The sequence below is a fragment of the Kribbella sp. NPDC054772 genome, assembly GCF_053611945.1.
In genome coordinates, this window is sequence record NZ_JBSHBJ010000002.1 from 104,805 (window position 1) to 129,271 (window position 24,467).

The following is a 24,467-nucleotide window of genomic DNA, read 5'->3' on the forward strand; positions in this document are numbered from 1 at the left end:
CCGCCCCCCCGCGCGCCTCGGTGCGGCCGCGGCTGTGTGCGTGCGGGGGGGGCGCGCCCCCCGACGGCGTGTACATGGTGCCGACCGGGTTCGGCGTCTGCTGCGACGCCGGCTTGTCGTCCCCGCCGCCGTTGACGAGCAGCACCACTCCGGTCGCCACCAGCAACGCCGCGACGATCGCACCGGCCATCAGGATCCACGCCGTCCGGTTGGACTTCTGCGGCCGGTTCGGGCGCGTCGGCCCGGGGCCCCAGGCACCGGGACCACCAGGACCACCGGGGCCGCCCGGGCCACGGGGGGCGGCGGGCGCGGGCGGCGGGCCCGGCTGGGTGCCGTACTGCTGACTCATGGCTGTTCCTCGCGGTAGTTCTGGGGATCCGTCACAGGCTGTCGAGCACGGACTTCTTCATGATCGCGGCGTCCGCCTCGGCCTTCGGTGCGAAGTCGACCCGGGTCCGGAAGTCCAGCGCGGTGACCACGTTGTCCTTGCGCCGGTACACCTCGACCGAGCCCTTGACCTTCACGTCCTCGCCCTTCTCCTTGACCGTGGACGTGTAGTCGATCGCGACGCACTCCACCAAGACGTCCTTGGGGCACGGCAGGTTCCGTACGTTGCCGAGTTGCGCGACCTCTTCCTCGGTCTCGCCCTCGACGATCCCGAGCAGGTACGCGTTCGCGGTGACGTTCTGCTTCTGGCGCACCCAGAAGAACGCCCGCGCGTTGATGTTGTCGTTCGGCGGGTAGGTCGCGACCTGCTTGCCCTGGGTCTCCTTGGTGACCACGGTCCAGCCCTGCAGCGGCACCAGCGAAACCCCGAACCCGACCGGGAGCGCGTTCGGCGGCGGCTGGTACGACGACTTCGGGGCGGTCGGCGTACCGGTCGTGCTCGGCGACGGAGACGGGTCCGCCTTCTTGTCGCCGCCGGACAGCAGCACCAGCGCGACCGCGACCAGCACGACCACGATCACGCCGGCACCGATCGGGATCATCAGCGGCGGGATCTGGAACTTCTTCTTCTCGGGCGCGGGCCGCCGCAGCGACGGCGGCCCGACCTTGTCACCCCAGGCCGACGACGTCTCGGTCGCAGGCCCGGACCCCGGACCGGAACCGGGACCTGGCCCCGGACCGGGTCCGGGGCCAGGTCCGGACGCCTGGTCGCCCCACGGCGACGGCGGCGGCTGGACCTCGAGGTTCCACGGCGACGGCGGGAGCTGGTTCTCCGGCTCGTCGGCCTCCACCTCCGGCCCGGGTTCGTTCACCCAGGGGTTGGCGCCGCCCTTGTCGCGCTTGCCGCTCACTGACTCTTGACCACCGACAGCAGCATCGCGTCGGAGTCCGTCCGGATCGACGCCACCTTGTCCTTGCGCCCGTACACCCGGATGATCGTGATCACGCCGTCGTTCCGCTCGACCACGCCGACGAAGCCGACCACCGGCATACTGCCGTTCTGGCTGGTCGAGACCGCGTCGAAGTTCTGGGTGGTGACGACCTTGACCGGCGTCTTGTCGTCCGGCCCCGGCTTGGTCACCTTCGGATCGCCGGTCTTCACCGAGGACAGGTCCTTGGTCTCGGCCTTCAGCAGCTTCGGCAGCACCGTGTCGGTGGTCTCGCCGTCCTCGGCCTTCCAGGCGTTCACCATGAAGTACGCCTCGCCCTGCTTCAGCAGGTAGACACCGTTGAACCCGTCCAGGCTCTTCCGGATGTACCCCGGCTGCGGCTTCACGTAGACGCCCTCGGCGACCTCGATGCCCTCGTCACCGCTCGACGGCTCGGTGCTCTGGCCGGTCGTCGGCTTCGTGGTCGGCTGCCCTGTCGGCTGCGTCGTCGGGGTCGGGCTCGGGTCGGCCTTCTTGTCGTCGCCACCGAAGACGAACGCCAGGATGACGCCGATCACCGCGACGACCACGAAGCCACCGCCGGCGAGCAGCAGGGTCTTGTTCGGGCCGCTCTTACGCTGCGCCCGCTGACCACCCTGCTGGCCGCCCCACGGCTGCTGACCGCCGTACTGTTGCTGCTGGCCCTGATACCCCTGCTGGTACTGCTGCTGGCCGGGGTAGCCCTGTTGCTGCTGCTGGTACTGCTGCTGACCCGGGAAGGTCTGGCCCTGCTGCGGGTACTGGCCCTGCCCCGGCTGCTGCCCGTAACCCGGCTGGCCGTGCTGCGGCTGCTGGCCATACCCAGGCTGGCCCTGCGGCTGCTGCCCGTACCCAGGCTGCTGGCCGTACCCGGGCTGGCCCTGGGGCTGCTGCCCGTAGCCAGGCTGACCCTGCGGCTGCTGACCCGGCGGCTGCTGGCCTGGCCGACCCTGCGGAGCGGACTGCCCCGGCTGACCGCCGTACGGCTGCTGTCCGCCTTGGCCGCCGTACGGCGGCTGCTGGTTGCTCATGCCTGCGTCTCCCCAGTCGTCGCTTCGTACCCACTGGCGCCGATCGGTGCCGCCACCCCGCGAGCGGACTTCGGTACCGAACGGACCGAGTTGCCACAGGCGGAGCAGAAGTCGGACTGCGGGAGCAGCGGCATCTCACAGCGCGAGCAGAACGCCAGGTCGCCGGACGCGTGGTTGGAGCCACCGCGCGCGGCCGACTCCAGCGCCGCCTCGAGCAGACCCGTATGGAGCACGGTCCGGACCCGGATGATCAGTGCGCCGAGCAGCGCTAGACCCCAGACGACACCGAGGACCGAGCCGATCGTCGAGCCATGACCGCCGACGAAACCGAGCAGGTAGACACCACCCTGGAACAGCGCGTTCACCACCATCGCCTGGATCAGAGCGGCGACCCAGCGCGGCGTGAACCCGTCGTACCCCTCGCCGAGGCCGGAGAACTCCGCGCCGGCCAGACCGGTGGCCGAGCCGTACACGAGCGGCTTGATGAAGCCGTGCAGCAGCACGATCGAGATCCACGTGCCGGCACTGCTGCCCGGACCGGCGAAGCCGCCGCTGATCCAGCCCCAGTGCAGCACGAGCGTCTCGAAGCAGGCGTACCCGACACCGGCGACCACACCGAAGGTGAAGCCGTCCATCAGGTCGTCGTACCGCGGCCGCGAGGCCAGGTAGAGCGGGCCGATCTGCCGGATCAGCTCCGACACCACCGGCACCAGCAACAGCAGGATCAGCAGGTCCCGCACGGACGGACCGGCGCTGTTTCCGCCGATCGTGTCCAGCGAGAGCGCCAGCTTGTCCTTCCACAACCAGGTGAAGACAGCCGCCAGTACGCCGGTCAGCACGAACGCCGCGGCGACGACCGGGACCGGCTCGTCCTCCCAGAGGTTCACGTCGTACAGATAGATGATGTAGACGATCGGGATGGCGAAGGCCGCGATCATGATGGCGACCGGCAGCGCGCCAAGCGCGGCGGTCAGGACGGTCAGCAGCAGGGCCAGGCCCAGCGCGACCTTGTAGGTGTACGGCTGCTTGCCGGACCCCTGGGGCATGATCGTCGAAACCAGTTTGAACGACGCCACCGGCTCATCTGGCCTGGCGGCGTACGCCTTCTTGCGCTCGGCATCCCCGGTCCGCATGTCGTTGCCACAGTGGTGGCAGAAGTGCGATACCTCGGGGACGTCAGAGCTGCAGCGCGGACAGACCACGCCATCCTCCCAACCTCGGACGTCCGGACCGGCGCGGGGCGCGCCGTCGGTGGCCGGCCGGGACGCGCAGGGTCGCACCGGGCCGAACCGGGACAGATTCTCTAACAGCCGGTCCCGGAATCATCATTTACCGCGCAAGGGTCACCTTTTCGTGTCCGGACCGTGGCCTTGACGGTCCGCGAGTGTGGCCCACACCTCGTCCAGACGGCGGTCCAGGTCGACCAGGCTGCCGGAGTTGTCAACGACGACGTCCGCGGCCGCGAGCCGGTCGTCCCGGGAGGCCTGGCTGGCGATCCGTCGCTTCGCTTCCTCGTCAGCCATGCCGCGCTGGGCGGTGAGCCGCTCCACCTGGACCTCGACCGGTACGTCGACCACGAGAACCAGGTCGAACGTGCCCGCCTGACCGGTCTCCACCAGCAACGGGATGTCGTGGACGACGATCGCGTCCGGCGCGGCACCTGCCTCGATCTCGGCCGCCCGGGCGCGGACCCGGGGATGAATGATCGCCTCGAGCTTCCGCCGCGCGGGCTCGTCGCCGAACACGATCTGCCCCAGAACCGGCCGGTCAAGGTCACCGTCGGCCGTCAGTACGCCGGGCCCGAACGCGGTCACCACCTCGGCCAGCCCGTCGGTCCCCCGCGCGACCACTTCACGCGCGAGTACGTCGGAGTCGATCACCACGGCCCCTCGCGCGGCAAGGCGCGACGACACCGCACTCTTCCCGGCACCGATGCCCCCAGTCAGTCCCACTCTCAGCACGCCTGCACCCTATCGACCCGCTCCGGGCGGCCGATGAGCCACCGTCCCGAACCATGGAGGGCCAGGGGGAGAGAAGGGCCGGTCAGACGTGCGAGACCCCCGCACCCGGAACCGGATGCGGGGGTCTCGAAGGGTCGAACTGATCAGCCCTGGCCGGTCAGCTTCTCGCGGAGCGCCTGCAGCGCCTCGTCGGAAGCGAGCGCACCCTCGACGGGAGCGTCGTCCTTCGGGGCAGCAGCCGAGGAGTACGTCGAAGCCTCGCCGGCCTCCACGTCGGCCGTCTTGGCCTCCTCGATCTGCTTCTTGTGGGCCTCCCAGCGCGTGTGGGCCTCGGCGTACTGCCGCTCCCACTCCTCACGCTGCGCGTCGAAGCCCTCGAGCCACTCGCCCGTCTCCGGGTCGAAGCCCTCCGGGTAGATGTAGTTGCCCTGGTCGTCGTACGTCGCCGTCATGCCGTAGAGCGTCGGGTCGAAGTCGTCCGAGACCGGGTCCACACCCTCGTTCGCCTGCTTGAGCGACAGCGAGATCCGCCGGCGCTCGAGGTCGATGTCGATGATCTTGACCATGACGTCGTCGTTGACCTGGACGACCTGCTCCGGGATCTCGACGTGCCGCTCGGCCAGCTCGGAGATGTGCACCAGACCCTCGATGCCCTCCTCCACGCGGACGAACGCACCGAACGGAACCAGCTTGGTGACCTTGCCGGGCACGATCTGGCCCATCTGGTGGGTCCGGGCGAACTGCTGCCACGGGTCTTCCTGGGTCGCCTTCAGGGACAGCGAGACACGCTCGCGGTCCATGTCGACGTCCAGCACCTCGACGGTGACCTCCTGGCCGACCTCGACGACCTCGGTCGGGTGGTCGATGTGCTTCCAGGACAGCTCCGAGACGTGCACCAGACCGTCGACGCCGCCGAGGTCCACGAACGCACCGAAGTTGACGATCGAGGAGACGACGCCCTTGCGGATCTGACCCTTCTGCAGCTGGGTCAGGAAGTTCATCCGCACCTCGGACTGGGTCTGCTCCAGCCAGGCACGGCGGGACAGGACCACGTTGTTGCGGTTCTTGTCCAGCTCGATGATCTTCGCCTCGATCTCCTGGCCGACGTACGGCTGGAGGTCGCGGACCCGGCGCATCTCGACGAGCGAGGCCGGGAGGAAGCCGCGGAGGCCGATGTCCAGGATGAGTCCACCCTTGACGACCTCGATGACGGTACCGGTGACGACGCCGTCCTCTTCCTTGATCTTCTCGATCGTGCCCCAGGCCTTCTCGTACTGGGCGCGCTTCTTCGAGAGGATCAGGCGGCCTTCTTTGTCCTCCTTCTGGAGAACCAGGGCCTCGACGTGGTCGCCGACGTTGACGACCTCGTTCGGGTCGACGTCGTGCTTGATCGACAGCTCGCGGGAGGGGATCACGCCTTCGGTCTTGTAACCGATGTCGAGCAGGACCTCGTCCCGGTCGACCTTGACGATGGTGCCCTCGACGATGTCGCCGTCGTTGAAGTACTTGATGGTCTGATCGATCGCCGCGAGGAAGTCTTCCTCCGACCCGATGTCATTGACCGCTACCTGCGGGGTGCTGCGAACTGCGGGGTCGAGGGGAGCCTCGATGCTGGCCGTCATGTGGTGGGTTGCTCCGTGGACTGGTGGTGTCGTGCGGTCGCGCCATGTTCCTTTGGATCGCACCAAACCGCGGGATTGCCTGAAGACGACAGATTCACCACCGACTGCTGCGAGTCACGAGCCTGCTCGGTCCGAGGTCGCGCGGGCCCATAGCGCATCTCACAGAATACCGGGCTTGACGGAGACAGCACAACCTGGGGCACCCGGTACCTCCCGGACGCCCGCCGAGTGCTTCTCGACGTACCACTGATCTCAATGTACGACGTCCACGCCAGGACGGCCGCCGGCGAGTGTCCTGGTGTCCGCCATCCGGGAGGCCAGGCGGTGCGCCGCGGCCGCGACCTCGTGCTCCGCGGCCCGCTCGGCCAGGTCCAGCAGCGCCCACAGATCGGCCGCCCGGCCGAGGTCCACGAGCGGTTCTCCCAGGCCCAGCCCACGGAGCGGGTCCAGCACAGCCCGGGCGAGCACCGGGTCCTCGTTGAACCGCAGCAGGTTGCCCAGGTCGGCGTACGGCGATCCGGCGTGGCTGAACTCCCAGTCGATCAGGCCGGTGATCCGCGCCGTACCGGGGTCGACCAGCAGGTTCTTCGGGTTGAAGTCGCTGTGCACGAGGCAGACGCGGTCGACGCCGCCGTCCAGGAGGTCCTCTGCCTCGGCGATGACGGTGGTGAAGCCGTCGCCCAGGTTCAGGTTCAGTCCTGCGACGTACTCCGTCAGGTCGCCGAGTCCGAACGGCTCCACGCTGAGCTCACTGCCTCGGAACATGCCGGCCTGGAGGAATGGCATACCGCTCAGCCGCGCCAGCAACTCCCCCAGCTGCGTACCGACCGTACGGCGTTGCTCCGCTGTCGCTGTCTCCAGGAAGACCTGCAGGTTCACCCCGGGCAGCCGCTCGGTCAGCAGGTACGGCGGGTCCTCGTACGACCCCTCCCGCTTCAGCTCCAGCACCTGTGGCACGGGCAGCAGCCCGCGGACCAGCTGGAGCAGTGCAGCGTCGACAACGGCCCGCTCCGGGTCCTTCACATAGAACTTCAGTACGGCGTCCTCACCGCCCGCGCTGACCGCGAACGTCTGCCCGCCGTACCCACCCGTCAACGGAACGGCACTGGCTGCGAAGTCGCTCATGGCCCCGACACTAGAGTGTGGCGCGTGAATGAGCCGGTACGGGTTGAGCTGACCGAGGTGGAGACCTCGCGGGCCAGTCGTACGTACTGGGACGCGGTGGCTCATGAGTACTTGGCGGAGCACGGTGAGTTCCTCGGTGACGACAGGTTCATCTGGTCGCCCGAGGGCGTCGACGAGGAGTCGGCGCAGCTCCTGGGACCTGTCCGCGGCAAGCGCATCCTCGAGGTCGGCTGTGGTGCGGCCCAGTGCGCCCGCTGGCTGGTGACGCAGGGCGCGAACGTGACTGCTTTCGACATCTCGGTCGAGCAGCTCCGCATCGCCAAGACCCTGGACGAGCGCACCGGCACCCCGGTCCGCACGGTCGCCGCAGACGCCGTCGCACTCCCCTACCGCGACTCCACCTTCGACATCGCCTGCTCGTCCTTCGGCGCCCTCCCCTTCGTCGCCGACGTGGGTACGGCGTTCCGCGAGATCGCACGCGTACTGAAACCAGCGGGCCTACTCGTCTTCTCGGTGACCCACCCGTTCCGCTGGACGATGCCCGACGACCCGTCACCGGCCGGCCTGCGGATCACCCACTCGTATTTCGACCGGACGCCGTACGTCGAGGTCGACGCCTCCGGTACGCCGGTGTACGCCGAGCACCACCGCACCACCGGCGACTGGATCCGTGAGCTCACCGGCGCCGGGTTCGTCGTCGACGACCTGCTCGAGCCGGAGTGGCCGGCCGGACACGAGCTGATCTGGGGCGGCTGGGGTCCCGAACGCGGGCAGTTCGTTCCCGGTACGGCGATCTGGACCGCTCACAAGGGAGCGGGCGGATGACCCGGTTCCCGGCAGTGGACGGGCTGCGTGTGATCGCCGCGCTGGCGGTGATCGTGTCGCAGGTCGGGCTGCAGACGCACGCACCCTTCGCGGGCGTGGTGTCGCGGTTGGATGTCGGTTGGGCGATCTTCTGTGCGGTGTCCGGGTTCCTGCTCTACCGCCCTCACGTGCTGGCGTGGTTCTCCAGCACCGAGCCGCCGCTGACGTTGCCGTACCTCCGTGGGCGCGCGCTGCGCATCCTGCCCGCGTTGCTCATCACCGTGGTGCTGTCGCTGGTGTTCGTCGAGCACCCCGCGACGACGTACCTCAAGTGGGCTGTGCTGACGCCGTTCCTCTTCTATCTGCTCCTGCCCGGTCTGGGCAGGCTGCTGACCGGGTACGAGCGGCCCACGCGCCGGAGCGTCCAATGGCGGCTCCTGGTCCTGCTTGGCCTCACGGTCATCGGTCCGGTCTGGATGGCCGCGGTCACGGCGACCGATCAGCCGGATGCCGGCCTGTGGCTGCCCGGGTACCTCGGCTGGTTCGCGGTCGGTATGGGGCTGGCACTCTGGCAGGTGGCCCGCGCCACAGGTCGGCTCGGACCGTCCACACTCGACGCACTGACCAGAGTCCCCGGAACGCTCTGGGGAATCGCCGCCGCGCTCCTCCTGGTCGCCGCGACCCCGATTGCCGGACCGTACGACCACTCCATCGCCACACCGGCGCAGGCACTCATCAAGAACCTGCTCTACACGGTCATCGTCGCCTGCGTGCTCTTCCCGATCCTGACGCCGACGGCAGGCACAGTCCGTCTCCTCGGCAGTCGCCCGGCGCAGATCGCTGCCCGACTCTCGTACGGCGTTGTCGCGTACCAGTTCGTCGTACTAGGACTGCTCAAAGAACCGTTCGCGCTCCAGCTACCTCTGACGCTGCTGCTTTCGGTAGTGCTCGCAGCGGTCAGCTACCGCTTCTTCGAGCGGCCAGTGGTGCGTTTCGGCATGCGACGGAAGAACACCGCCGTCGCCAAGACCGACAGCAGCGCGACGAACCCGAGCAGCAGTCCGGCCCGGTAAGTCCGGTCGGGCATGAAGCCGGCCGTGACCGCCTGCTCCGGACCGGCCGGCAGGATCCAGCCCTGCTGCCACCCGCCGACGCGGATCGGCGTGAGCTTCCGCCCGCTGCCGTCGTACGCCTCCCAGCCGTCGCTGTAGTTCTGCGCGATCGTCAGCACGGACTGCTCGGCCGCACCCGGCACCTCGGCCGTCAGCGCGGTCGGGCTCGGACGCCAGACGTCCACGCCCTGCACCGGTGTCACCGACACGTCGCCGAACCCTGCCTTCGCCAGTGTGGTCTCGGTCGGCACCAGTCCGCCGTTGGCCAGCACCTCCACCTTGTGATGCCCGGACCGCAGCGGGAGGGCCGGCGCCGGAGCACACAGGCTGAACGACACCGGTCGTCGCTGCAGCAGCTCCCGCATCGTCGCCGCGACCTCGGTGCGAGCCTGTACGCCGTCCACGCGGACAGCCGGCCCGTTTCCGCAGTACGACGGCACGCGGCGGTTCGGGTCGACGGCCTTGCGCAGTTCGTCCGCACCGAGCACCTCGATCTCGGTCACACCGACCGGGCTGCGCCGGGTGTCCTGCAGCGGTTTCGTCGCGGTGAAGTCGATCTGGATCGTCCGCGCGGGACGGGCGGTGAACTGCACGGACCCGTCGGCACCGACCGTGAGCCGGACCGGGGAGCCGCCGTCGAAGCGCAGGCTGACCTCGGCCGGCCGGGAGCCGTTCAGGTACGCGTCGGACCCGAACCGCAGCCCGTGCACCTCCCTTGCCGTCGGCAACTGCAGCGTCAGGCTCGGCGTCGGGTCGTCCGGACTCGCCGTCCAGCTCGTCCCCGGGTCACGGTCGACGGCCGCGCCGGGCCGCCCCTCCGGTGCGCTGACGGCCCGCGAGGACGCGGTGGCGGTGATCGCTCCGGGTACGGCGAGCAGCCGTTCCAGCGTCTCGCCGTCCTGCGGCAACGCCGTCCCACGGACCTGGTACGACGCGGCTTGCGGCAGCTCCACGCTCCGGGACAGGCCGTTCGGCTCGTCCGAGACCTTGGCCTGGTCCGGATCGCACACCGCGCGCGTACCCACGTGCAGGCAACTGGACCGCCCGATCCCCCGGTTCGACAGCACCACTGCGCTCGGCTGCTTGCCGCCCGCCTGGTCGGGAGGGTCGGTCGCGATCTGCGGCAGCCCATCGAGCTTGCCGTCCGCGTCCGCGCGCAGTACCGCTCCCCCGTCACCACCGAGCGCGGTCACCACGGTCGGTACGTCGTCAGCCGTGCCTCCGACTGCCACGAGCCGCGACTGCGGGATCAGCCGCCCCGCTGACGTCGCACCGACGTCGTAGATCTCGACACTCGGGTACGGCAGGCGGGTCTGGCCGGCCGGACCGAAGTACGCGACCCGCGCGATGCCTGCGTCGGCCAGGCTCTCGTGGATCGCCAACGCCGGCGTGCCGTCCGCGACGTCGTTGCGCACCACGACGTAGCGGACCCCGTTGCGCGTGAGCTCCTGCCGCAGCGTCTGGTCGCCCACACCGGAGTCGACGCGGCTCTTGACGTCATCCGTGAGCCCAGCCATCGGTCGGTCGACGAGCGCGGCGAGCGGTTCGGTCGCCGTCGACAGCAGCAGGACACTGCCGGGAGCGGACTGCGCGTCCAGCCAGGCCGCTGCCTCGTCCCAGTGCTTCGGAATCGCTGCCATCGCTGCGTCCTGCCGCATGAACACGACTGGCACGGCCGCAGCCACTGCCACACAGGTGACCAGGACAGGTACGACGCGGCGGTGAAGTCCTCGTGAGACCGACACAGTGGCCAGCCGCCGTAGGTAGTGCGCGACGACAAACGCCAGCGGCATCCCGACGACCACGCCGGCGACCGGTACCCACCGCGGTGCTTCAGGCGCAGCGCCGTACCGGATCAGCAGCGCGAGTGGGACGAGCCACCAGATCGACGCCGCGACGACGAAGCCGAGCCAGCCCAGCCCGAGCCTCAGCTTGCGCTGCCGCACCAGCCAGACCGCCGGTACGACGAGAGTCGCAGCGCTCGCGACCGGATTGGCTCCACCGATCAGTGCGAACGCCACAGCGGACCAACTGGCGCGCCACCAGCCGGACCGGACCCGTGATGAGACCAGAGGCATCAGCACCCACGGAGCCATCGCCATCGGCCACACCTCGATCGGGAGCTCACCGAACGTCCGCGGCACGAGGGCGTAGAGCAGGGCAGCGACGAGGCGCGTCCACTGGACGCCGTACTGCAGGACGTTGCAGAGCTTCCACATGCCGAGGAAGGCGACGCAGACGACCAGTGACCACCAGAGGCGCTGTGTGACCCAGTCCGGCACGGACAGTGTGTCGAGCAGCCAGTGGAAGGGACCTATGGGGAACAGATAGCCGTAGGCGTCGGTTTGCAACTGCCCGAATGCGGTGTGTGGGTCCCACAGATGCAGAGCGCGAGACAGGACGCCGCGCGGGCCGGCAGTCAGCTCGAGCCTGCTGTCCGGGAGAACTTTGCCGGGTGACTGCTGGAAGCAGAGCGCGATCAGAGCCAAGCATCCGAGCACCAGTCGTGCCCGCCAGACCACTTGCTCCGAACTACCCGCTTTCAGCCTCCTCACCGGCGGGACACTAACGGATCCGGCAGGTCCCCGACGGCATCGTTGCCGTACCGTGAGGTCCGGCAACGTCATCGAACGATCCGAGGCAGCGGCAGTATGACTTCTGGTACCACCCCGACGCCGCAACCGCAGGCTCCACGCACCTCCTTCCTGCGCAGTGCCACGGTCGTCGCCGTCGCGATGGCGATCATGAACATCGCCGCCTACGGATTCACGCTGATCGCGTCCCGCCGGCTGATGCCGGAGCAGTTCGGAGCGATAACGGCGCTGCTTGGCCTACTGCTGATCGGCAACGTCGCGTCACTCGGTCTGCAGGCCACGGGCGCCCGTCAGCTCGCCACTCACACCGGTGAGGGCGCCAAGGAGCTCGCCGACGCGACGCTGCGCGCGGGCCGCCGGTCCGCACTCGGTCTGACGCTGCTCAGCATCGTCATCACCCCGCTGTTGATGTGGCTGCTGAACATCGACTCCTTCGTCGCGATCGTGCTGCTCGCCCCGACGCTCGGCGGCCTGACGCTGATGGGTTCGCAGCTCGGCGTTCTCCAGGGCAGCCAGCGCTGGACCGAGCTCGCCGCGGTCTACACCGCGAGCGGCATCGGCCGTCTGGTGCTCGGAGGGGGCGCGCTGGTCGTGCACCCGTCGCTCGACTGGGCCATGGCGGGTCTCGCTGTCGGTGCCGCCGTACCGGCTCTGCTGGGTCAGTTCTTCCTGCGCGGATCGACCGGCGCGACCCACAAGGAGATCCGGGAGGTACTGCGGGAGACCGTGCACGGCACGCACACCCTGCTCGCCTTCTTCGCGCTCGCCAACGCCGACGTACTCATCGCGCGCGCTCTGCTCGACGAGAAGGACAGCGGGTACTACGCGGCGGGTCTGATCATCGCCAAGGCCTGCCTGTTCCTGCCGCAGTTCGTGATCGTCCTGGTGTTCCCGTCGCTCGCCAACTCCCCCGGCGACACCGGCCGGCTGCGCCGCGCGATCTTCGCCGTCGCGGGCCTGGGAGCCTGCGCCGTGGCCGGGACGCTGATCCTGCCCGGCCTGGTCGTCGAGGTGATCGGCGGCAAGGAGAAGTACGCGCCACTCGGTCCCTACACCTGGCTGTTCGCGGTCGCCGGTTCCGCGTACGCCGTACTCCAGCTGGTCGTGTACGCCGCGATCGCGCAGCAGGAGAAGCGCACGGCGCTCGCCATCTGGATCGGGCTGGTCGTTCTCGTGGTGGCCGCCGTGATCGTGCTCGGCACCGGCGCCGCCACCGGTCTGAACGGGGTGAAGGTGCTGGCCGGTATGACCAGCACCTGCGCCCTCGTGCTCGCGGCCGGCCTGGCGACCGGCCTGCACCGCCAATCGAGCTAGCTCACCACAGGCTGGACTTCGAGAAGCGCCGCGCGATCGTGTTCGCCATCACCAGCAGCGCGAGACCGATCACCGACCGGAACAGCCCGATCGCCGCGGCGTAGCTGAACTGCGGCACCTGCGACGCGAAGCCCAGCTTGTAGACGTAGGTGTCGATGACTTCCGACGTCTGCAGGTTGAGCGTGTTCTGCAGCAGCAGGACCTTCTCGAACCCGCCGGACATGATCGACCCGATGCTCAGGATCAGCAGGATCACCGCGACCGGCCGGATCGCCGGCAGGTCGATGTGCCAGATCCGTCGCAGCCGGGACGCGCCGTCGACGATCGCCGCCTCGTGCAGCTCCGGCGAGACGCTGGTGAGCGCGGCGAGGTAGATGATCGCCGAGAACCCCATCGTCTGCCACGCGCCTGACCAGACGTACAGGTGCCGGAAGTAGCTCGGGTCGCTCAGGACGTCGATCGGCCCGATCCCGAAGTGCCCGAGGACCTGGTTCAGTACGCCGCTGTTCGGGTCGACGATCACCACGATCAGGCCGACCACGACCACCGTCGAGATGAAGTGCGGCGCGTAGGTGATCAGCTGCACCGACCGCCGGAACCAGCGCCGGCGCGCCATGTTCAGGCCGAGCGCCAGCAGGATCGGCGGCCAGAACGTCGCCAGCAACTCGTAGGTGTAGAGGATCAGCGTGTTCTTCAGCAGTCGCCCGAACTGGTACGACTCGACGAACCGCTCGAAGTGCTTGAAGCCGACCCACCGGCTGCCGAAGATGCCGTCGATCACGTTGTAGTCCTTGAACGCGATGATCGCGCCGTACATCGGCCAGTAGGCGAACAGCGCCAGCCAGATCAACGGCAGCGCGAGCATCACGTACAGCTGCCAGTGCCGCCGCATCCGCGCCCCGAGCCCGAGCGCCTCCTTCTTCTGCCGCGTCGAGCTGTGCGCGGGAGTACGACGTACCAAGGTGTCTGTAGCCATTGCGCGTCAGCCCTTCAGTGAGCCGACCATGGCCCCCTTGACGAAGTGCTTCTGCACGAAGGGGTAGATCAGCAGTGGCGGAATGGTGGCGATCACGATCAGCGAGTACTTCAGCTGCTCCTGCAGTTCCTTCATCCGGATCAGCTCGGCGGTGTCGCGGACCTGGGACGGGTCGAACTGGTTCTGGATCAGGATCTGGCGGAGCACCATCTGCAGCGGGAACAGGTGCTCGTTGGTCAGGTAGATCAGCGCGCTGAACCAGGAGTTCCACTGGGCGACCGCGTAGAACAGCAGGTTCACCGCGATGATCGGCTTGCTCAGCGGCAGCACGATCCGCCAGAAGAACCCGAAGTCGGTGCAGCCGTCGACCTTCGCGGCCTCGTTGAGTTCCTCGGGGATCGTCGACTGGAAGAACGTCCGGGTGATGATCATGTTCCAGACCGCGAGCGCGCCCGGCAGGATGATCGCCCACCGGGTGTTCATCAGCCCGAGCCGGTCCACCACCAGGTACGTCGGGATCAGCCCGCCGCTGAACATCATCGTGAACACGAACAGCCCCATGATCAGGCCCTTGCCCGGCAGCCCTTTCCGGGACAACGGGTACGCCGCGAGCAGGGTCAGCGCGGTGGCGATCAGCGCACCACCGATCGCGTAGATCACCGAGTTGCTGAAACCGCTGACGATCGAGTCGTAGTCGAAGATCGCCTTGAACGCCTCGGTGCTCCAGCCCACCGGCCAGAGCCAGACCTTGCCCGAGACAACGTTCTTCGGGTCGCTCAGCGACGCGCTCAGGACATAGACCAACGGGTAGAGGACGGCCAGCGTGAACAGGCCGAGGGCGGTGTAGTTGCAGATCGACACGATCCGGTCGGACCGGGTTTCCTTCACCGGAGCGGGCGCGCCACCCGGTGTGGCGGTTGCGGTGGCCATCAGATCACCCCTGGTAGGTCTCGTAGGCGGCTTGCTGGATCTCCAGGTAGGGCTTCAGTCCGATCCGGTTGATGCGGTCCTTGTAGTCGTTCCACTGGCCGTCGTCGTTCGGGTCGAGCTTCCCGGTGACGAACTTCGCCAGTGACGTGGTCACCTCACCCTTGAGGTTCAGGCCGATCTCGGCGTCCTGCGCGGCTTGGTCGGCCTCCAGCGTGACCGGCGGGAACTGCTGCTCCATCGGCTGCTTGTGCGGGAACAGGTAGTCCCGGCTCTGCTCGTACAGCGGCGACTCGAACGTCGGCTTCGTCGGGTTCACCCGCTCGGCCAGCCGGAAGTCGCCCGAGCGGTACATCACGCCGAACTGGTCCCAGGTCTTGCCCTTGGTGGCGTCGGTGTTCCAGGAGTCGTACCCGTAGATCGACTGCTTGCCGTTGATGCCCTTGTCACCCTTCGCGGACCAGCGGATGTCCGGACCGGCGTACGAGCGGAGCACGACCTCGAGGTCCATCTGGTAGTCGGCCCAGCGGACCAGCAGGTCCGGGCGCTTGCACTTGCGGGTGACGACGAGGGTCGACACCTCGAGGCCGACCTTCAGGTAGTCCCACGGCGCGACCTGCACGCCTTCCGGTCCCTTGAGCGGCTCCATCGTGCGGTACTGCCGCCAGCGGGCGTTCGGGTCGGACAGGTCCAGCGTCATGCACGAGCCCCAGTAGTAGACGCGGGCGCCACCGAGGATCGGGCCGCCCGGGTTGTCGCCGTACCGCTTGATCTGGTCCTCGTTCGCGGTGAAGATGTCCTTCGCCAGCAGGCCGTCCTGGTACAGGCCGTGCAGGTACTTCAGGCCTTCGCGCCACTCGTCCTTCAGGTACGAGACGCCGACCTTGCCGTCGTCGACGACCAGCCACGGGTCGCCCGGGTTGTAGACGAACGCGTTCATGAAGTAGGTGTCCAGCGGCGCGTCCTTGTAGCCGCCGAACGGGATGGTCTTGCCGTTGCCCGCGAGATCGGCCTTCTTGAACGCGGTCAGCGCCTCACGGAACTCGTCGGTCGTCGTCGGCATGTCCAGACCGACCTTGCGCAACCACTCGGTGTTCAGCAGCGCGCGGCCGTTCGACGCGCGGCAGTGGTAGCAGTCGTTGATGTCCGGGAAGCTGTAGATGCCCTTGTCCGGCGACACCATCAGCTTGCGCGCCTCGGGGTAGTCCTTCATCGCGTGCTGCAGGTTCGGCGCGTACTTGTCCAGGTACGGGTTCAGGTCCACGAACAGGTTCTGCGCGCCGTACAGGTAGAGCTGCGAGCGGGTGAACGTGATCCCGAGGAACGCGTCCGGTACGTCGCCCGCGGCGATCATCGCGTTGACCTTCGTCATCGTCTCGGCGTCATTGCCCTTGCCGGCCACCTGGCGCCACTGGATCCGGATACCGGTCTGCTGCTCCATCCAGCGCGTGAACTCGTTCTTCGCCCAATCGCCGACCGTCAGGCTCTGCGGTACGACGATGGTGAACGTGGCCGGTTCGGTCACGACCGCGCGGCGCTCGCGGGCCCGCGGGCCGACGTACCCGGGCGGGTAGTTGATGCCGGTGCGCTCCCGGCCGAGCTCGGTGGGCGGCGCACTCAGGCTGTCCGCGGCGGCACCGGTCGCGGCCGCGCCGGAGCTGCAACCACTCAGCAGGCCACTGCCGCCCGCTGCCGCGATCCCGAGCGCTCCGGCGACGACTGCCCGTCGTCTCACCGGAGTGGTCCTCAGGTCTTCCCGCATCCCGCCTCCCGATGCTGATAGGGGATATCCGATAGGATCTCGGATCTTTGCCCGGGAGGATGACATAGATCAGGACGCTACGGAAGAGGTCGGCGGTCACCGACCGAAATCGGCCGACCACTGTCCGGATCTTGCATGAAAGCGTTTACCGCTGAACGTTTCACCCGTACGTTTCTTGCAAGCGCTGGACGGGTCAAGCTGTGGGGAGGGTGGTCTTCGTGAGCTCTTCGGAGATGCGCCAGATGTGCTCGGCGTCCGCGCGGCTGCGGAGCGGTGGGTACAGGCGCTGCTCTGCCGGACCTCCGCCGAGCTGACCCAGGCCGCCTGGCCCGTAGAAGGTGCCTGCTCCGGTCGCGGCCATCAAGGCCGGGAGCTTGGCGCTATCGACCGTGCCGATCAGGATGCCGCGGGCCGAGAGTGCCCGGATCAAACGAACCTGCGGCGTGTCCTGGCTACGGCCGAGCTCGGGGCGCGAGCGCGAAGTGACCCAGGTGGTTGGTGCCGAACTGCAGCTCGAACCCGTCGGCCGTGGCCTGCCGGTTCGGTGGTGTCATCACGCCCGCGTTGTTGATCAGCAGGTGGACCGGCTGTCCCTCGTCGCGCAGACGTTCGCCGAGGGCCGCCACGGACTCCAGCGACGACAGGTCGAGGCTGCGCAGCGACACGCTCGCCTCCGGCACCGTTCGCCGGATCGCGGCGATCGCGGCCTCGCCCTTGCGCGGGTTGCGGACGGGCAGGACCACCTCCGCCCCGGCCGCGGCCAGCCGTGTTGCCATCCCGAGCCCCATCCCGTCGCTCGCGCCGGTGACCACGGCGCGCTTCCCCGACAGGTCGGGAACGCTGATGTCGATCGGCGTACGTCGCATTGGTTCTGCTCCTTCTCGTGGTGGTCCAAGTAGCGCCCAGTACCGATCCTCGGTCGGCAGCGAAGCGGTAACCACGGCCTCCCGATCCCAGGCTCGTCACATCACGGGGGGATCGGCAGTCCGTGGCTAGCGGCCCGCAAACGGTAGAAACGAGGCAGCACCCCGAGGAGGAGAGGCGTCGTGATCGATCGCACCGGGCTGGCGGAGTTCCTGCGCCGCCGTCGCGAGCTGCTGCAGCCGGAGGACGTCGGCCTGCCGCGCGGACAGCGCCGCCGAACGAGCGGGCTGCGGCGCGAGGAGGTGGCCGTGCTGTGCCACATGTCGACCGACTACTACTCGCGCCTCGAGCGGGAACGCGGACCTCAGCCGTCCGAGCAGATGATCGCCTCGATCGCGCAGGGGCTCCACCTCTCGCTCGACGAACGCGATCACCTGTTCCGGCTGGCCGGGCACAACCCGCCGACCCGCGGAACGACGAGTGAGCACATCAGTCCCGGCCTGCTCCGCATCCTCGACCGCCTCGACGACACCCCGGCGGAGATCGTCACCGAGCTCGGCGAGACGCTGCGGCAGACCACGCTCGGCGTCGCGCTCACCGGAGACACGACCAGCTACACCGGCCCGGCCCGCAGCATCGGGTACCGATGGTTCACCGACACGAGCACGCGACAGCTCTACGCCCCGCAGGACCACCCGTTCCTGACGCGCATGTTCTGCTCTGGCTTGCGGCAGGTCGTCACGCTCCGCGGGCCGGAGTCCCGCGGAGCGGAGTACGCCCGGCTCCTCCTGGAGCAGAGCGAGGAGTTCCGGCGAGTGTGGGACGACCGCGAGGTCGGCGTCCGTCCGAACGACGTGAAGCGCTTCGTCCATCCCGAGGTCGGCGCGCTGGAGCTGAACTGCCAGTCGTTGCTGGATCCGGGGCAGTCACACCGCTTGCTCGTCTACACCGCCCATCCCGGCAGCGAGAGCTACGAGAAGCTGCAGCTGCTGTCCGTGATCGGAGCGCAGGCAATCCACTGACAGCATTGATCGCTCCGGCGCCGGTAGGGTCGGGCGTATGCCGACCCCGAAGTTCATCCTCGACCTGCGCGAGAAGATCGGGCACGACCTGCTCTGGCTCACCGGCCTCACCGCGGTGGTGCTGAACGACGCGGACGAGGTGCTGCTGGTACAGCGCGCGGACAACGGGCGCTGGTCCCTGGTGGCCGGGATCCTCGAGCCCGGGGAGCAGCCGGCGGTCGGCCTGATCCGCGAGATCCAGGAGGAGACCGCCGTCGAGGCAGCCATCGACCGCCTGGTCAGCTTCGAGTCACTCCCGCCCGCCAGCTACCCGAACGGCGACCAGGTCCAGTTCCTCGACATCTGCTTCCGCTGCCGGCCGCTCAGTGGCGAGCCCAGGGTCAACGACGACGAGTCCCTCGACGTCCGCTGGTGGCCGCTGAACGACCTACCCGAGCTGACGGACCGGGAGCACACCTGCATCAAGCACGCCCTCTCCCCCGACCCGACGCCGGTCTACATCACGCCCGAAGACTGACCTGCAGCTCCCGGAGCCAGCCCTCGCGGATCGCCGGCTCCTTCGTCAGCAGCTCCGCGAGTTGCCGCCGTACCTTGGCGGACTTTCCCGCCGCGACCACCCGCACCGCCTCCGCGAGCGCCATCCGTGTCTTCTCGTCACGCCGAGGATCCGCGACCTCCGGATCCGACCACCTGGTACGCCGGAACGAGGCGGCCGTCTTGTACTGGTAGTCACCGAAGTACGACCACAGGCGCCCGTCCAGCGACACGTTCCGAATCGCCGACGCCGGCAACTCGCCCGCGAAGTCGGCGTGCTGCTGCCAGCGCCACGTGTTCGGGCTGGTCTTCGTGCGTGGCGTGATCCCGACGAACCGGAGCAGTCGCCGGATCACGTCCCACTGCGCGTGCTCGTCCTCGATCCACCGGCGGAGGACGGCGTACAGGTTCTCGAAGGTCGAACCCTGTGACACCAGGTCGACGAAGACTGTCGGCCGGCCGCGCATCAGGTCGGACGGCGCGAGACCGGCAGCAGCCAGGTTGGTGCGAAGCTGGCAGAGCTCCGCGCCGGTGACGGCCCGCCCGTCCATGCCGAACAACGACAGCGGCAGCGGGTGCAGCCGTGAGCTCCACGCGGTGTCCGCCAGCGCGCCGCTCAAGAGGTCGAACAGGCTGTCGACCGAGCGGCCGACGAAGTACAGCTCGCCGTTGCCGCATTGGCCGAGGACCCGGGCCGCACAGCGGACCAGGTCCTCGAGGAAGAACAGCTCCCACACCTCGACGTCGTCGAGTAGCGAGCCGAGGTGGTCCGGCCGGATCAGGTCCCAGCGAAACGGCCGGATCGGCTCCACGGTGCTAGTGAGCGGCCTCGTGCCAGGTGCGGCCCACGCCGACCGAGACGTCCAGCGGGACGGCCATGTCGACCGCGTGGCCCATGTCGTGGCGGACCAGCTCCTCCAGCGCCTCCCGCTCGCCGGGCGCGATCTCGAAGACGAGTTCGTCGTGGACCTGGAGCAGCATCCGGGACTTCAGGCCGGAGCCGCGCAGCGAACTGTCGACCTTGAGCATCGCCATCTTGATCACGTCGGCGGCCGAGCCCTGGATCGGGGCGTTCAGCGCCATCCGCTCGGCCATCTCGCGCCGCTGCCGGTTGTCGCTGGTCAGGTCCGGTAGGTAGCGCCGGCGGCCCAGGATCGTCTCGGTGTAACCCGTCTTCCCGGCGTCGATGACGATCGACCGCAGGTAGTCCCGGACCCCGCCGAAGCCCTCGAAGTACTCGTCCATCAGGCCCTTGGCCTCGTCGACGCCGATCTTCAGCTGCTGACTCAGCCCGTACGCCGAGAGGCCGTAGGCGAGCCCGTAGTTCATCGCCTTGATCTTGGCGCGCTGCTCCTGGGTCACGTCGGACGGCTCGACCGAGAACACCCGGGACGCGGTCACCGAGTGGAAGTCCATCCCGGAGTTGAACGCGGCGATCAGACCCTCGTCCTTCGACACGTGCGCCATGATCCGCATCTCGATCTGGCTGTAGTCCGCCGACATCAGCGACTCGTTGCCCTCGCCGACCACGAACGCCTGCCGGATCCGGCGGCCCTCCTCGGTGCGGATCGGGATGTTCTGCAGGTTCGGCTCGGTGGAGCTCAGCCGGCCGGTCGCCGCGATCGTCTGGTTGAACGTGGTGTGGATCCGGCCGTCCTTCGGGCTGATCGTCTTCAGCAGCCCTTCCACCGTCTGCCGCAACCGGGTCGCGTCCCGGTGCGCCAGCAGGTACGCCAGGAACGGGTGCTCGGTCTTCTCGAACAGCGCCTGCAGCGAGTCCGCGTCCGTGGTGTAACCGGTCTTGGTCCGCTTGGTCTTCGGCATCTGCAACTCGTCGAACAGCACCACCTGCAGCTGCTTCGGCGACCCGAGGTTGATCTCCTTCCCGATCACCTCGTACGCCGCGGTGGCCGCCTCGCGCACGCCGGTCGCGAACCGCTCCTCGAGCTCCTGCAGGTACGGCCGGTCGACCGCGATCCCGTCGCGCTCCATCGAGGCGATCACCTGGATCAGCGGCAGCTCGACATCCGCGAGCAGCGCCGTACCGGCCTGCTTCTCGAGCTCGGCGTCCAGGGTGTCGGCGAGATCGGCGATCGCACGGGCGCGCAGCATCGTGTGGTCGGCGGCCGGGCCGCCCTCGACGTCGTCGAAGCTGAGCTGGCCGTTGTCCGCCTCCTCGTTGCGCAGCTCGCGCTTGAGGTACCGCACGGTCAGGTCGGCGAGGTCGTAGGCACGCTGGTCCGGACGAACCAGGTACGCGCTGAGCTGGGTGTCGGAGCTGAGGCCGCCGAGGGTCCAGCCGCGCTCCAGGAAGCCGAGCAGCGGACCCTTCGCGTCGTGCAGCGCCTTCGGGTGCTTCTCGTCGGCGAGCCAGGCCTGCCAGGCCGACTCGTCGTCGGGGGTCATCGTGGTCGGGTCGAACCAGGCCGCCGCGCCGGACGTCTTCGCCAGCGCCAGCCCGGTGATCTGACCGGTGCCGCCGCCCCAGCTGCCCTGCACCGCCACGCCGACCCGCTCGTCGCCGCTCACATGCTCCTTGAGCCAGGCCGCCACCTCGCCCGGCTTCAACTGCGTGCCGTCCAGGTCGAAGCCGTGGTCGACGGTCGCGTCGACTTCCTCGTGCTCGGCGACCAGCCGCTCCCGCAGCACCCGGAACTCGAGGCTGTCGAACAGCGTGTGCACCTTGTCCCGGTCCCACGGCGTGCGGGCCAGGTCGTCGACCGTGACATCCAAGCTCAGGTCGCGGACAAGCTCGTTGATCTGCCGGTTCCGGATCACGTCGGCGAGGTGCTCACGCAGCGACTCGCCGGCCTTGCCCTTGATCTCGTTCACCCGGTCGACCACGTCGTTCAGCGAGCCGAACTGGTTCAGCCACTTCGCCGCCGTCTTCGGACCGACCCCGGGAACGCCCGGCAGGTTGTCGCTCTGCTCCCCCACCAGCGCCGCGAGGTCCGGATACAGCCGCGGGCCGACGCCGTACTTCTCCTCGATCGCGGCCGGGTCCATCCGGGCGATCTCGGACACGCCGCGCTTCGGGTAGAGCACCGTGACGTTCTCGTTGATCAGCTGGAACGAGTCCCGGTCACCGCTGCTGATCAGCACCTCGAAACCCTGCTCGTCGGCCTGGGTCGCGAGCGTCGCGATGATGTCGTCGGCCTCCCAGCCGTCGATCTCAGTGGTCGGGATCCGGAGCGCCTCCAGGACCTCCTTGACCAGCGAGATCTGCCCGCTGAACTCGTCCGGCGACTTCGACCGGCCGGCCTTGTACTCCGCGTACTGCTCGGTGCGGAAGGTCTTGCGGGAGACGTCGAACGCGACACAGATGTGGGTGGGCTGCTCGTCGCGGAGCATGTTGATCAGCATCGAGGTGAACCCGTACACCGCGTTGGTGTGCTGACCGGTCGTAGTGGAGAAGTTCTCCACCGGGAGCGCGTAGAACGCCCGGTAGGCCAGCGAGTGCCCGTCCAGCAGCAGGATCCGCGGCCGCCCGGTGCCCGGGGCCGCGGTGTCCCCTGTGGACGGAGCTGTCATCGTCGTCGTATCCGTTTCTGGAGCCACAACCCGACTCTAGTGGTTCCCACCGACAGTTCTGTCACAGCCGCGTACTCTGCTCCCGTGACTGATGAATCGAACCTCGGCCCCGGCATGAGCATGGAGGGGACGCTCCTCCAGGTCATGGGAATCGTTGTCAGCGAAGCCGCGCCGGAGCGGGTCGTAGCAACGATGCCGGTCAAGGGCAACACCCAGCCTTACGGTCTGCTCCACGGTGGCGCGTCCTGCGTGCTGGCGGAGAGCCTGGGCTCGATCGGGTCCGCGCTGCACGCGGCGACGTACGGGAAGGTCGCGGTCGGTGTCGACATCAACGCCACCCACCACCGCGCGGTCCGCGAGGGCGTGGTGACCGGCGTGGCGACCCCGATCTACCTCGGCCGGACCACGACGTCGTACGAGGTGGTCGTCACCGACGAGCGGGACAAGCGGGTCTGCACCGCGCGGATCACTTGCCAGCTGATTCAGGCTCCGCCGGGGAGCTGACCGCGCCGAGCTGCGCGCGCCGGGCCACGGCGGAACGTCGCGACGAGAGCAGGGCCAACAGGTTCGGCGGCTGCTCGGACGCCAGTCGGCGACGCACCGTGTGCGTGTTCGCATACCGCAGTACGCCGGCCTGCCCGAGACCGAGACGGGCCAGAAATCGGTTCGCCTCGCGGGCGCTCGCGGGCGCGACGACGGCCAGATGAGCGCAGTTCTCGTGCTCGGCCCACGCGACCGCCTCCGCGATCAGCGCCTTGCCCAGGCCGTGCCGCCGAGCGGTCTCGCTGACGTGCAGGTACTCGACCGTGACCGTGGTGTCCTCGTGCAGCGGGCTGACCGCCGTCCGTCGCAGGTACGCCATCGCGTGCACCTGGCCGTCCAGCTCGCCGACCAGCAGCCGGCCGAGCGGATCGCCGAGGTGTTTGCTGATGGCAACCTCCGCGACCGCTTCCGACGGCGGGGCGGGGAGCCGGGACGGCAATCCTGCGGTGGTCAGCTCACTCCACAAAGCGACCAGGGCGCCGGCATCCCCCGGCTGGGCGTCCCGCACCTCGACGGCTGCCACCACAGCGACCCTCCCGCTCAGGTCCACCCCCGAGGTGAACAGACGGGCCGATACGCTCGTCCTCGCGCAACAGTAGGCCGTCGGGGGTCACATGCAAAGCTGACCGCAGCTGTCGGAGGGACCAGGGTGTTCATCGGAATCGGCACCGTCGTGAACGTCGCGACGGTGCTCGTCGGCTCGGTACTCGGCGTACTCGTCGGGCACCGCCTCAGTCACCGCACCAGGGACCTGGTCACCGACGCGATCGGCCTGGTCACGCTGCTGATCGCGATCTCGTCGGCCCTCACCGTGAGCGACCGGGCGCTGAGCGCCGCGGTCGGCGACAGCGCGCCGATCCTGATCGTGCTCGGCGCGATGCTGATCGGCGGGATCATCGGCTCGCTGCTGCGGATCGAGGAACGGCTGGAGGGTTTCGGCGGCTGGATGCAGCGCCGGTTCGACCGCGGCGAGGGGCGGAGCACGTTCGTCGAGGGCTTCGTCTCGGCGTCGATGGTGTTCTGCGTCGGGCCGCTGACGTTCCTCGGCTCGCTCTCCGACGGCCTCGGGCGCGGAGCGGACCAGCTGTACCTGAAGGCGGTCCTGGACGGGTTCACGTCGATCGCGTTCGCCGCGTCGTTCGGCTGGGGAGTCGCCGCGTCGGCGCTGGTGGTGCTGGTGGTCCAGGGTTCGATGACCGCGGTCGGCGCGCTGCTGGGCGACGTACTGCCGGATGCGCATGTGACTGCGCTCGGCGCCACCGGCGGCGTCATGCTGATCGGTGTCGCGCTGCGGCTGCTGAAGCTCAAGCAGGTCGCCGTCGCCGACCTGCTGCCGGCGCTGATCGTCGCGCCGCTGCTGGTTCAGTTGCTCGTTGTCATCCGCAACTGA

General features: G+C 68.7%; 22 protein-coding genes and 1 pseudogene. 7 read left to right on the forward strand and 16 right to left on the reverse strand.

What is annotated here, in order from left to right; translation table 11 throughout:
• The 7 genes and pseudogenes from ACWGID_RS03395 to ACWGID_RS03425 all read right to left on the reverse strand — a co-directional run.
• A pseudogene (locus ACWGID_RS03395) lies at positions 1 to 349 on the reverse strand (hypothetical protein); the annotation flags it as partial.
• A gap of 31 nt (positions 350 to 380) precedes the next feature.
• Positions 381 to 1,298 carry a hypothetical protein gene (locus ACWGID_RS03400; protein ID WP_452193992.1) on the reverse strand — a complete coding sequence of 306 codons (918 nt, stop codon included), beginning with the start codon at positions 1,296 to 1,298 and terminating at the stop codon, positions 381 to 383.
• Complete coding sequence (locus tag ACWGID_RS03405; RefSeq protein WP_452193994.1) at positions 1,295 to 2,386, reverse strand: hypothetical protein; 1,092 nt, start codon at positions 2,384 to 2,386, stop codon at positions 1,295 to 1,297. Before ACWGID_RS03405 ends, ACWGID_RS03400 begins: the two co-directional genes overlap by 4 nt.
• Positions 2,383 to 3,519, reverse strand: coding sequence for a PrsW family glutamic-type intramembrane protease (locus tag ACWGID_RS03410; protein WP_452193996.1), 1,137 nt, complete (start codon positions 3,517 to 3,519; stop codon positions 2,383 to 2,385). The genes ACWGID_RS03405 and ACWGID_RS03410 overlap by 4 nt, the downstream gene beginning before the upstream one ends.
• Before the next feature lie 210 nt (positions 3,520 to 3,729).
• The gene (gene coaE / locus ACWGID_RS03415; RefSeq protein WP_452193997.1) at positions 3,730 to 4,347 is read right to left on the reverse strand and encodes a dephospho-CoA kinase; all 618 of its coding nucleotides are present in this window, start codon (positions 4,345 to 4,347) and stop codon (positions 3,730 to 3,732) included.
• Between the two features lie 143 nt (positions 4,348 to 4,490).
• Entirely contained in the window at positions 4,491 to 5,969 is a 1,479-nt protein-coding gene (rpsA, locus tag ACWGID_RS03420; RefSeq protein WP_452193998.1) for a 30S ribosomal protein S1, read from the reverse strand.
• A gap of 252 nt (positions 5,970 to 6,221) precedes the next feature.
• Entirely contained in the window at positions 6,222 to 7,094 is an 873-nt protein-coding gene (locus ACWGID_RS03425) for a phosphotransferase family protein (RefSeq protein WP_452193999.1), read from the reverse strand.
• A gap of 24 nt (positions 7,095 to 7,118) precedes the next feature.
• On the opposite strand from ACWGID_RS03425, the gene ACWGID_RS03430 reads away from it, so the two are divergent.
• Positions 7,119 to 7,919 (forward strand): class I SAM-dependent methyltransferase, encoded by an 801-nt coding sequence (locus ACWGID_RS03430; RefSeq protein WP_452194001.1) that lies wholly within the window; start codon positions 7,119 to 7,121, stop codon positions 7,917 to 7,919.
• Entirely contained in the window at positions 7,916 to 8,971 is a 1,056-nt protein-coding gene (locus ACWGID_RS03435; RefSeq protein ID WP_452194002.1) for an acyltransferase family protein, read from the forward strand. Before ACWGID_RS03430 ends, ACWGID_RS03435 begins: the two co-directional genes overlap by 4 nt.
• On the opposite strand, the gene ACWGID_RS03440 is transcribed toward ACWGID_RS03435, so the two are convergent.
• Positions 8,860 to 11,565 carry an alpha-(1->3)-arabinofuranosyltransferase domain-containing protein gene (locus tag ACWGID_RS03440; RefSeq protein ID WP_452194003.1) on the reverse strand — a complete coding sequence of 902 codons (2,706 nt, stop codon included), beginning with the start codon at positions 11,563 to 11,565 and terminating at the stop codon, positions 8,860 to 8,862. The two genes, ACWGID_RS03435 and ACWGID_RS03440, sit on opposite strands and share 112 nt — an antisense overlap.
• A 96-nt stretch (positions 11,566 to 11,661) precedes the next feature.
• On the opposite strand from ACWGID_RS03440, the gene ACWGID_RS03445 reads away from it, so the two are divergent.
• Complete coding sequence (locus ACWGID_RS03445; RefSeq protein ID WP_452194005.1) at positions 11,662 to 12,918, forward strand: polysaccharide biosynthesis protein; 1,257 nt, start codon at positions 11,662 to 11,664, stop codon at positions 12,916 to 12,918.
• 1 nt (position 12,919) lies between these two features.
• Here the strand turns inward: ACWGID_RS03445 and ACWGID_RS03450 are convergent, their stop codons facing one another.
• From ACWGID_RS03450 to ACWGID_RS03470, 5 genes are all read right to left on the reverse strand, one after another.
• Entirely contained in the window at positions 12,920 to 13,894 is a 975-nt protein-coding gene (locus tag ACWGID_RS03450) for an ABC transporter permease (RefSeq protein WP_452194007.1), read from the reverse strand.
• A 6-nt stretch (positions 13,895 to 13,900) separates the two neighbouring features.
• On the reverse strand, positions 13,901 to 14,824 hold the full coding sequence (locus tag ACWGID_RS03455) for a carbohydrate ABC transporter permease (RefSeq protein WP_452194009.1): 924 nt from the start codon (positions 14,822 to 14,824) through the stop codon (positions 13,901 to 13,903).
• Positions 14,825 to 14,828: 4 nt separating this feature from the next.
• Positions 14,829 to 16,556, reverse strand: a complete 1,728-nt coding sequence (locus ACWGID_RS03460; RefSeq protein ID WP_452194011.1) for an extracellular solute-binding protein — start codon at positions 16,554 to 16,556, stop codon at positions 14,829 to 14,831.
• A 220-nt stretch (positions 16,557 to 16,776) separates the two neighbouring features.
• Positions 16,777 to 17,013: a hypothetical protein gene (locus ACWGID_RS03465; protein ID WP_452194013.1), complete on the reverse strand. Its 237-nt coding sequence runs from the start codon at positions 17,011 to 17,013 to the stop codon at positions 16,777 to 16,779.
• 22 nt (positions 17,014 to 17,035) lie between these two features.
• Complete coding sequence (locus tag ACWGID_RS03470) at positions 17,036 to 17,449, reverse strand: SDR family NAD(P)-dependent oxidoreductase (protein ID WP_452194015.1); 414 nt, start codon at positions 17,447 to 17,449, stop codon at positions 17,036 to 17,038.
• Positions 17,450 to 17,629: 180 nt separating this feature from the next.
• Here ACWGID_RS03470 and ACWGID_RS03475 point away from each other — a divergent pair, with 180 nt between their 5' ends.
• Both ACWGID_RS03475 and ACWGID_RS03480 read left to right on the forward strand, forming a co-directional pair.
• Complete coding sequence (locus ACWGID_RS03475; protein ID WP_452194017.1) at positions 17,630 to 18,469, forward strand: helix-turn-helix transcriptional regulator; 840 nt, start codon at positions 17,630 to 17,632, stop codon at positions 18,467 to 18,469.
• 37 nt (positions 18,470 to 18,506) lie between these two features.
• Complete coding sequence (locus ACWGID_RS03480) at positions 18,507 to 18,986, forward strand: NUDIX hydrolase (protein ID WP_452194019.1); 480 nt, start codon at positions 18,507 to 18,509, stop codon at positions 18,984 to 18,986.
• Here ACWGID_RS03480 and ACWGID_RS03485 read toward each other — a convergent pair.
• The gene (locus ACWGID_RS03485; RefSeq protein WP_452194021.1) at positions 18,970 to 19,815 is read right to left on the reverse strand and encodes a hypothetical protein; all 846 of its coding nucleotides are present in this window, start codon (positions 19,813 to 19,815) and stop codon (positions 18,970 to 18,972) included. The two genes, ACWGID_RS03480 and ACWGID_RS03485, sit on opposite strands and share 17 nt — an antisense overlap.
• 4 nt (positions 19,816 to 19,819) lie before the next feature.
• Positions 19,820 to 22,534 (reverse strand): DNA polymerase I, encoded by a 2,715-nt coding sequence (gene polA / locus ACWGID_RS03490; protein WP_452194687.1) that lies wholly within the window; start codon positions 22,532 to 22,534, stop codon positions 19,820 to 19,822.
• 84 nt (positions 22,535 to 22,618) lie between these two features.
• On the opposite strand from polA, the gene ACWGID_RS03495 reads away from it, so the two are divergent.
• Entirely contained in the window at positions 22,619 to 23,038 is a 420-nt protein-coding gene (locus ACWGID_RS03495) for a hotdog fold thioesterase (protein WP_452194023.1), read from the forward strand.
• On the opposite strand, the gene ACWGID_RS03500 is transcribed toward ACWGID_RS03495, so the two are convergent.
• The gene (locus ACWGID_RS03500) at positions 23,001 to 23,600 is read right to left on the reverse strand and encodes an N-acetyltransferase family protein (protein ID WP_452194026.1); all 600 of its coding nucleotides are present in this window, start codon (positions 23,598 to 23,600) and stop codon (positions 23,001 to 23,003) included. The genes ACWGID_RS03495 and ACWGID_RS03500 overlap by 38 nt on opposite strands.
• 126 nt (positions 23,601 to 23,726) lie before the next feature.
• Between ACWGID_RS03500 and ACWGID_RS03505 the strand changes: the two genes are divergently transcribed.
• A complete protein-coding gene (locus ACWGID_RS03505; protein ID WP_452194028.1) occupies positions 23,727 to 24,467 on the forward strand; it encodes a DUF554 domain-containing protein in 741 nt (246 codons plus the stop codon).

What these genes read in the sequence shown, in the direction of transcription:
- ACWGID_RS03405 (WP_452193994.1), bottom strand. Translation starts at nt 2,386, where the DNA reads ATGAGCAACCAGCAGCCGCCGTACGGCGGCCAAGGCGGACAGCAGCCG.
- ACWGID_RS03410 (WP_452193996.1), bottom strand. Translation starts at nt 3,519, where the DNA reads ATGCGGACCGGGGATGCCGAGCGCAAGAAGGCGTACGCCGCCAGGCCA.
- rpsA (WP_452193998.1), bottom strand. Translation starts at nt 5,969, where the DNA reads ATGACGGCCAGCATCGAGGCTCCCCTCGACCCCGCAGTTCGCAGCACC.
- ACWGID_RS03425 (WP_452193999.1), bottom strand. Translation starts at nt 7,094, where the DNA reads ATGAGCGACTTCGCAGCCAGTGCCGTTCCGTTGACGGGTGGGTACGGC.
- ACWGID_RS03435 (WP_452194002.1), top strand. Translation starts at nt 7,916, where the DNA reads ATGACCCGGTTCCCGGCAGTGGACGGGCTGCGTGTGATCGCCGCGCTG.
- ACWGID_RS03445 (WP_452194005.1), top strand. Translation starts at nt 11,662, where the DNA reads ATGACTTCTGGTACCACCCCGACGCCGCAACCGCAGGCTCCACGCACC.
- ACWGID_RS03450 (WP_452194007.1), bottom strand. Translation starts at nt 13,894, where the DNA reads ATGGCTACAGACACCTTGGTACGTCGTACTCCCGCGCACAGCTCGACG.
- ACWGID_RS03455 (WP_452194009.1), bottom strand. Translation starts at nt 14,824, where the DNA reads ATGGCCACCGCAACCGCCACACCGGGTGGCGCGCCCGCTCCGGTGAAG.
- ACWGID_RS03470 (WP_452194015.1), bottom strand. Translation starts at nt 17,449, where the DNA reads ATGCGACGTACGCCGATCGACATCAGCGTTCCCGACCTGTCGGGGAAG.
- ACWGID_RS03480 (WP_452194019.1), top strand. Translation starts at nt 18,507, where the DNA reads ATGCCGACCCCGAAGTTCATCCTCGACCTGCGCGAGAAGATCGGGCAC.
- polA (WP_452194687.1), bottom strand. Translation starts at nt 22,534, where the DNA reads ATGACAGCTCCGTCCACAGGGGACACCGCGGCCCCGGGCACCGGGCGG.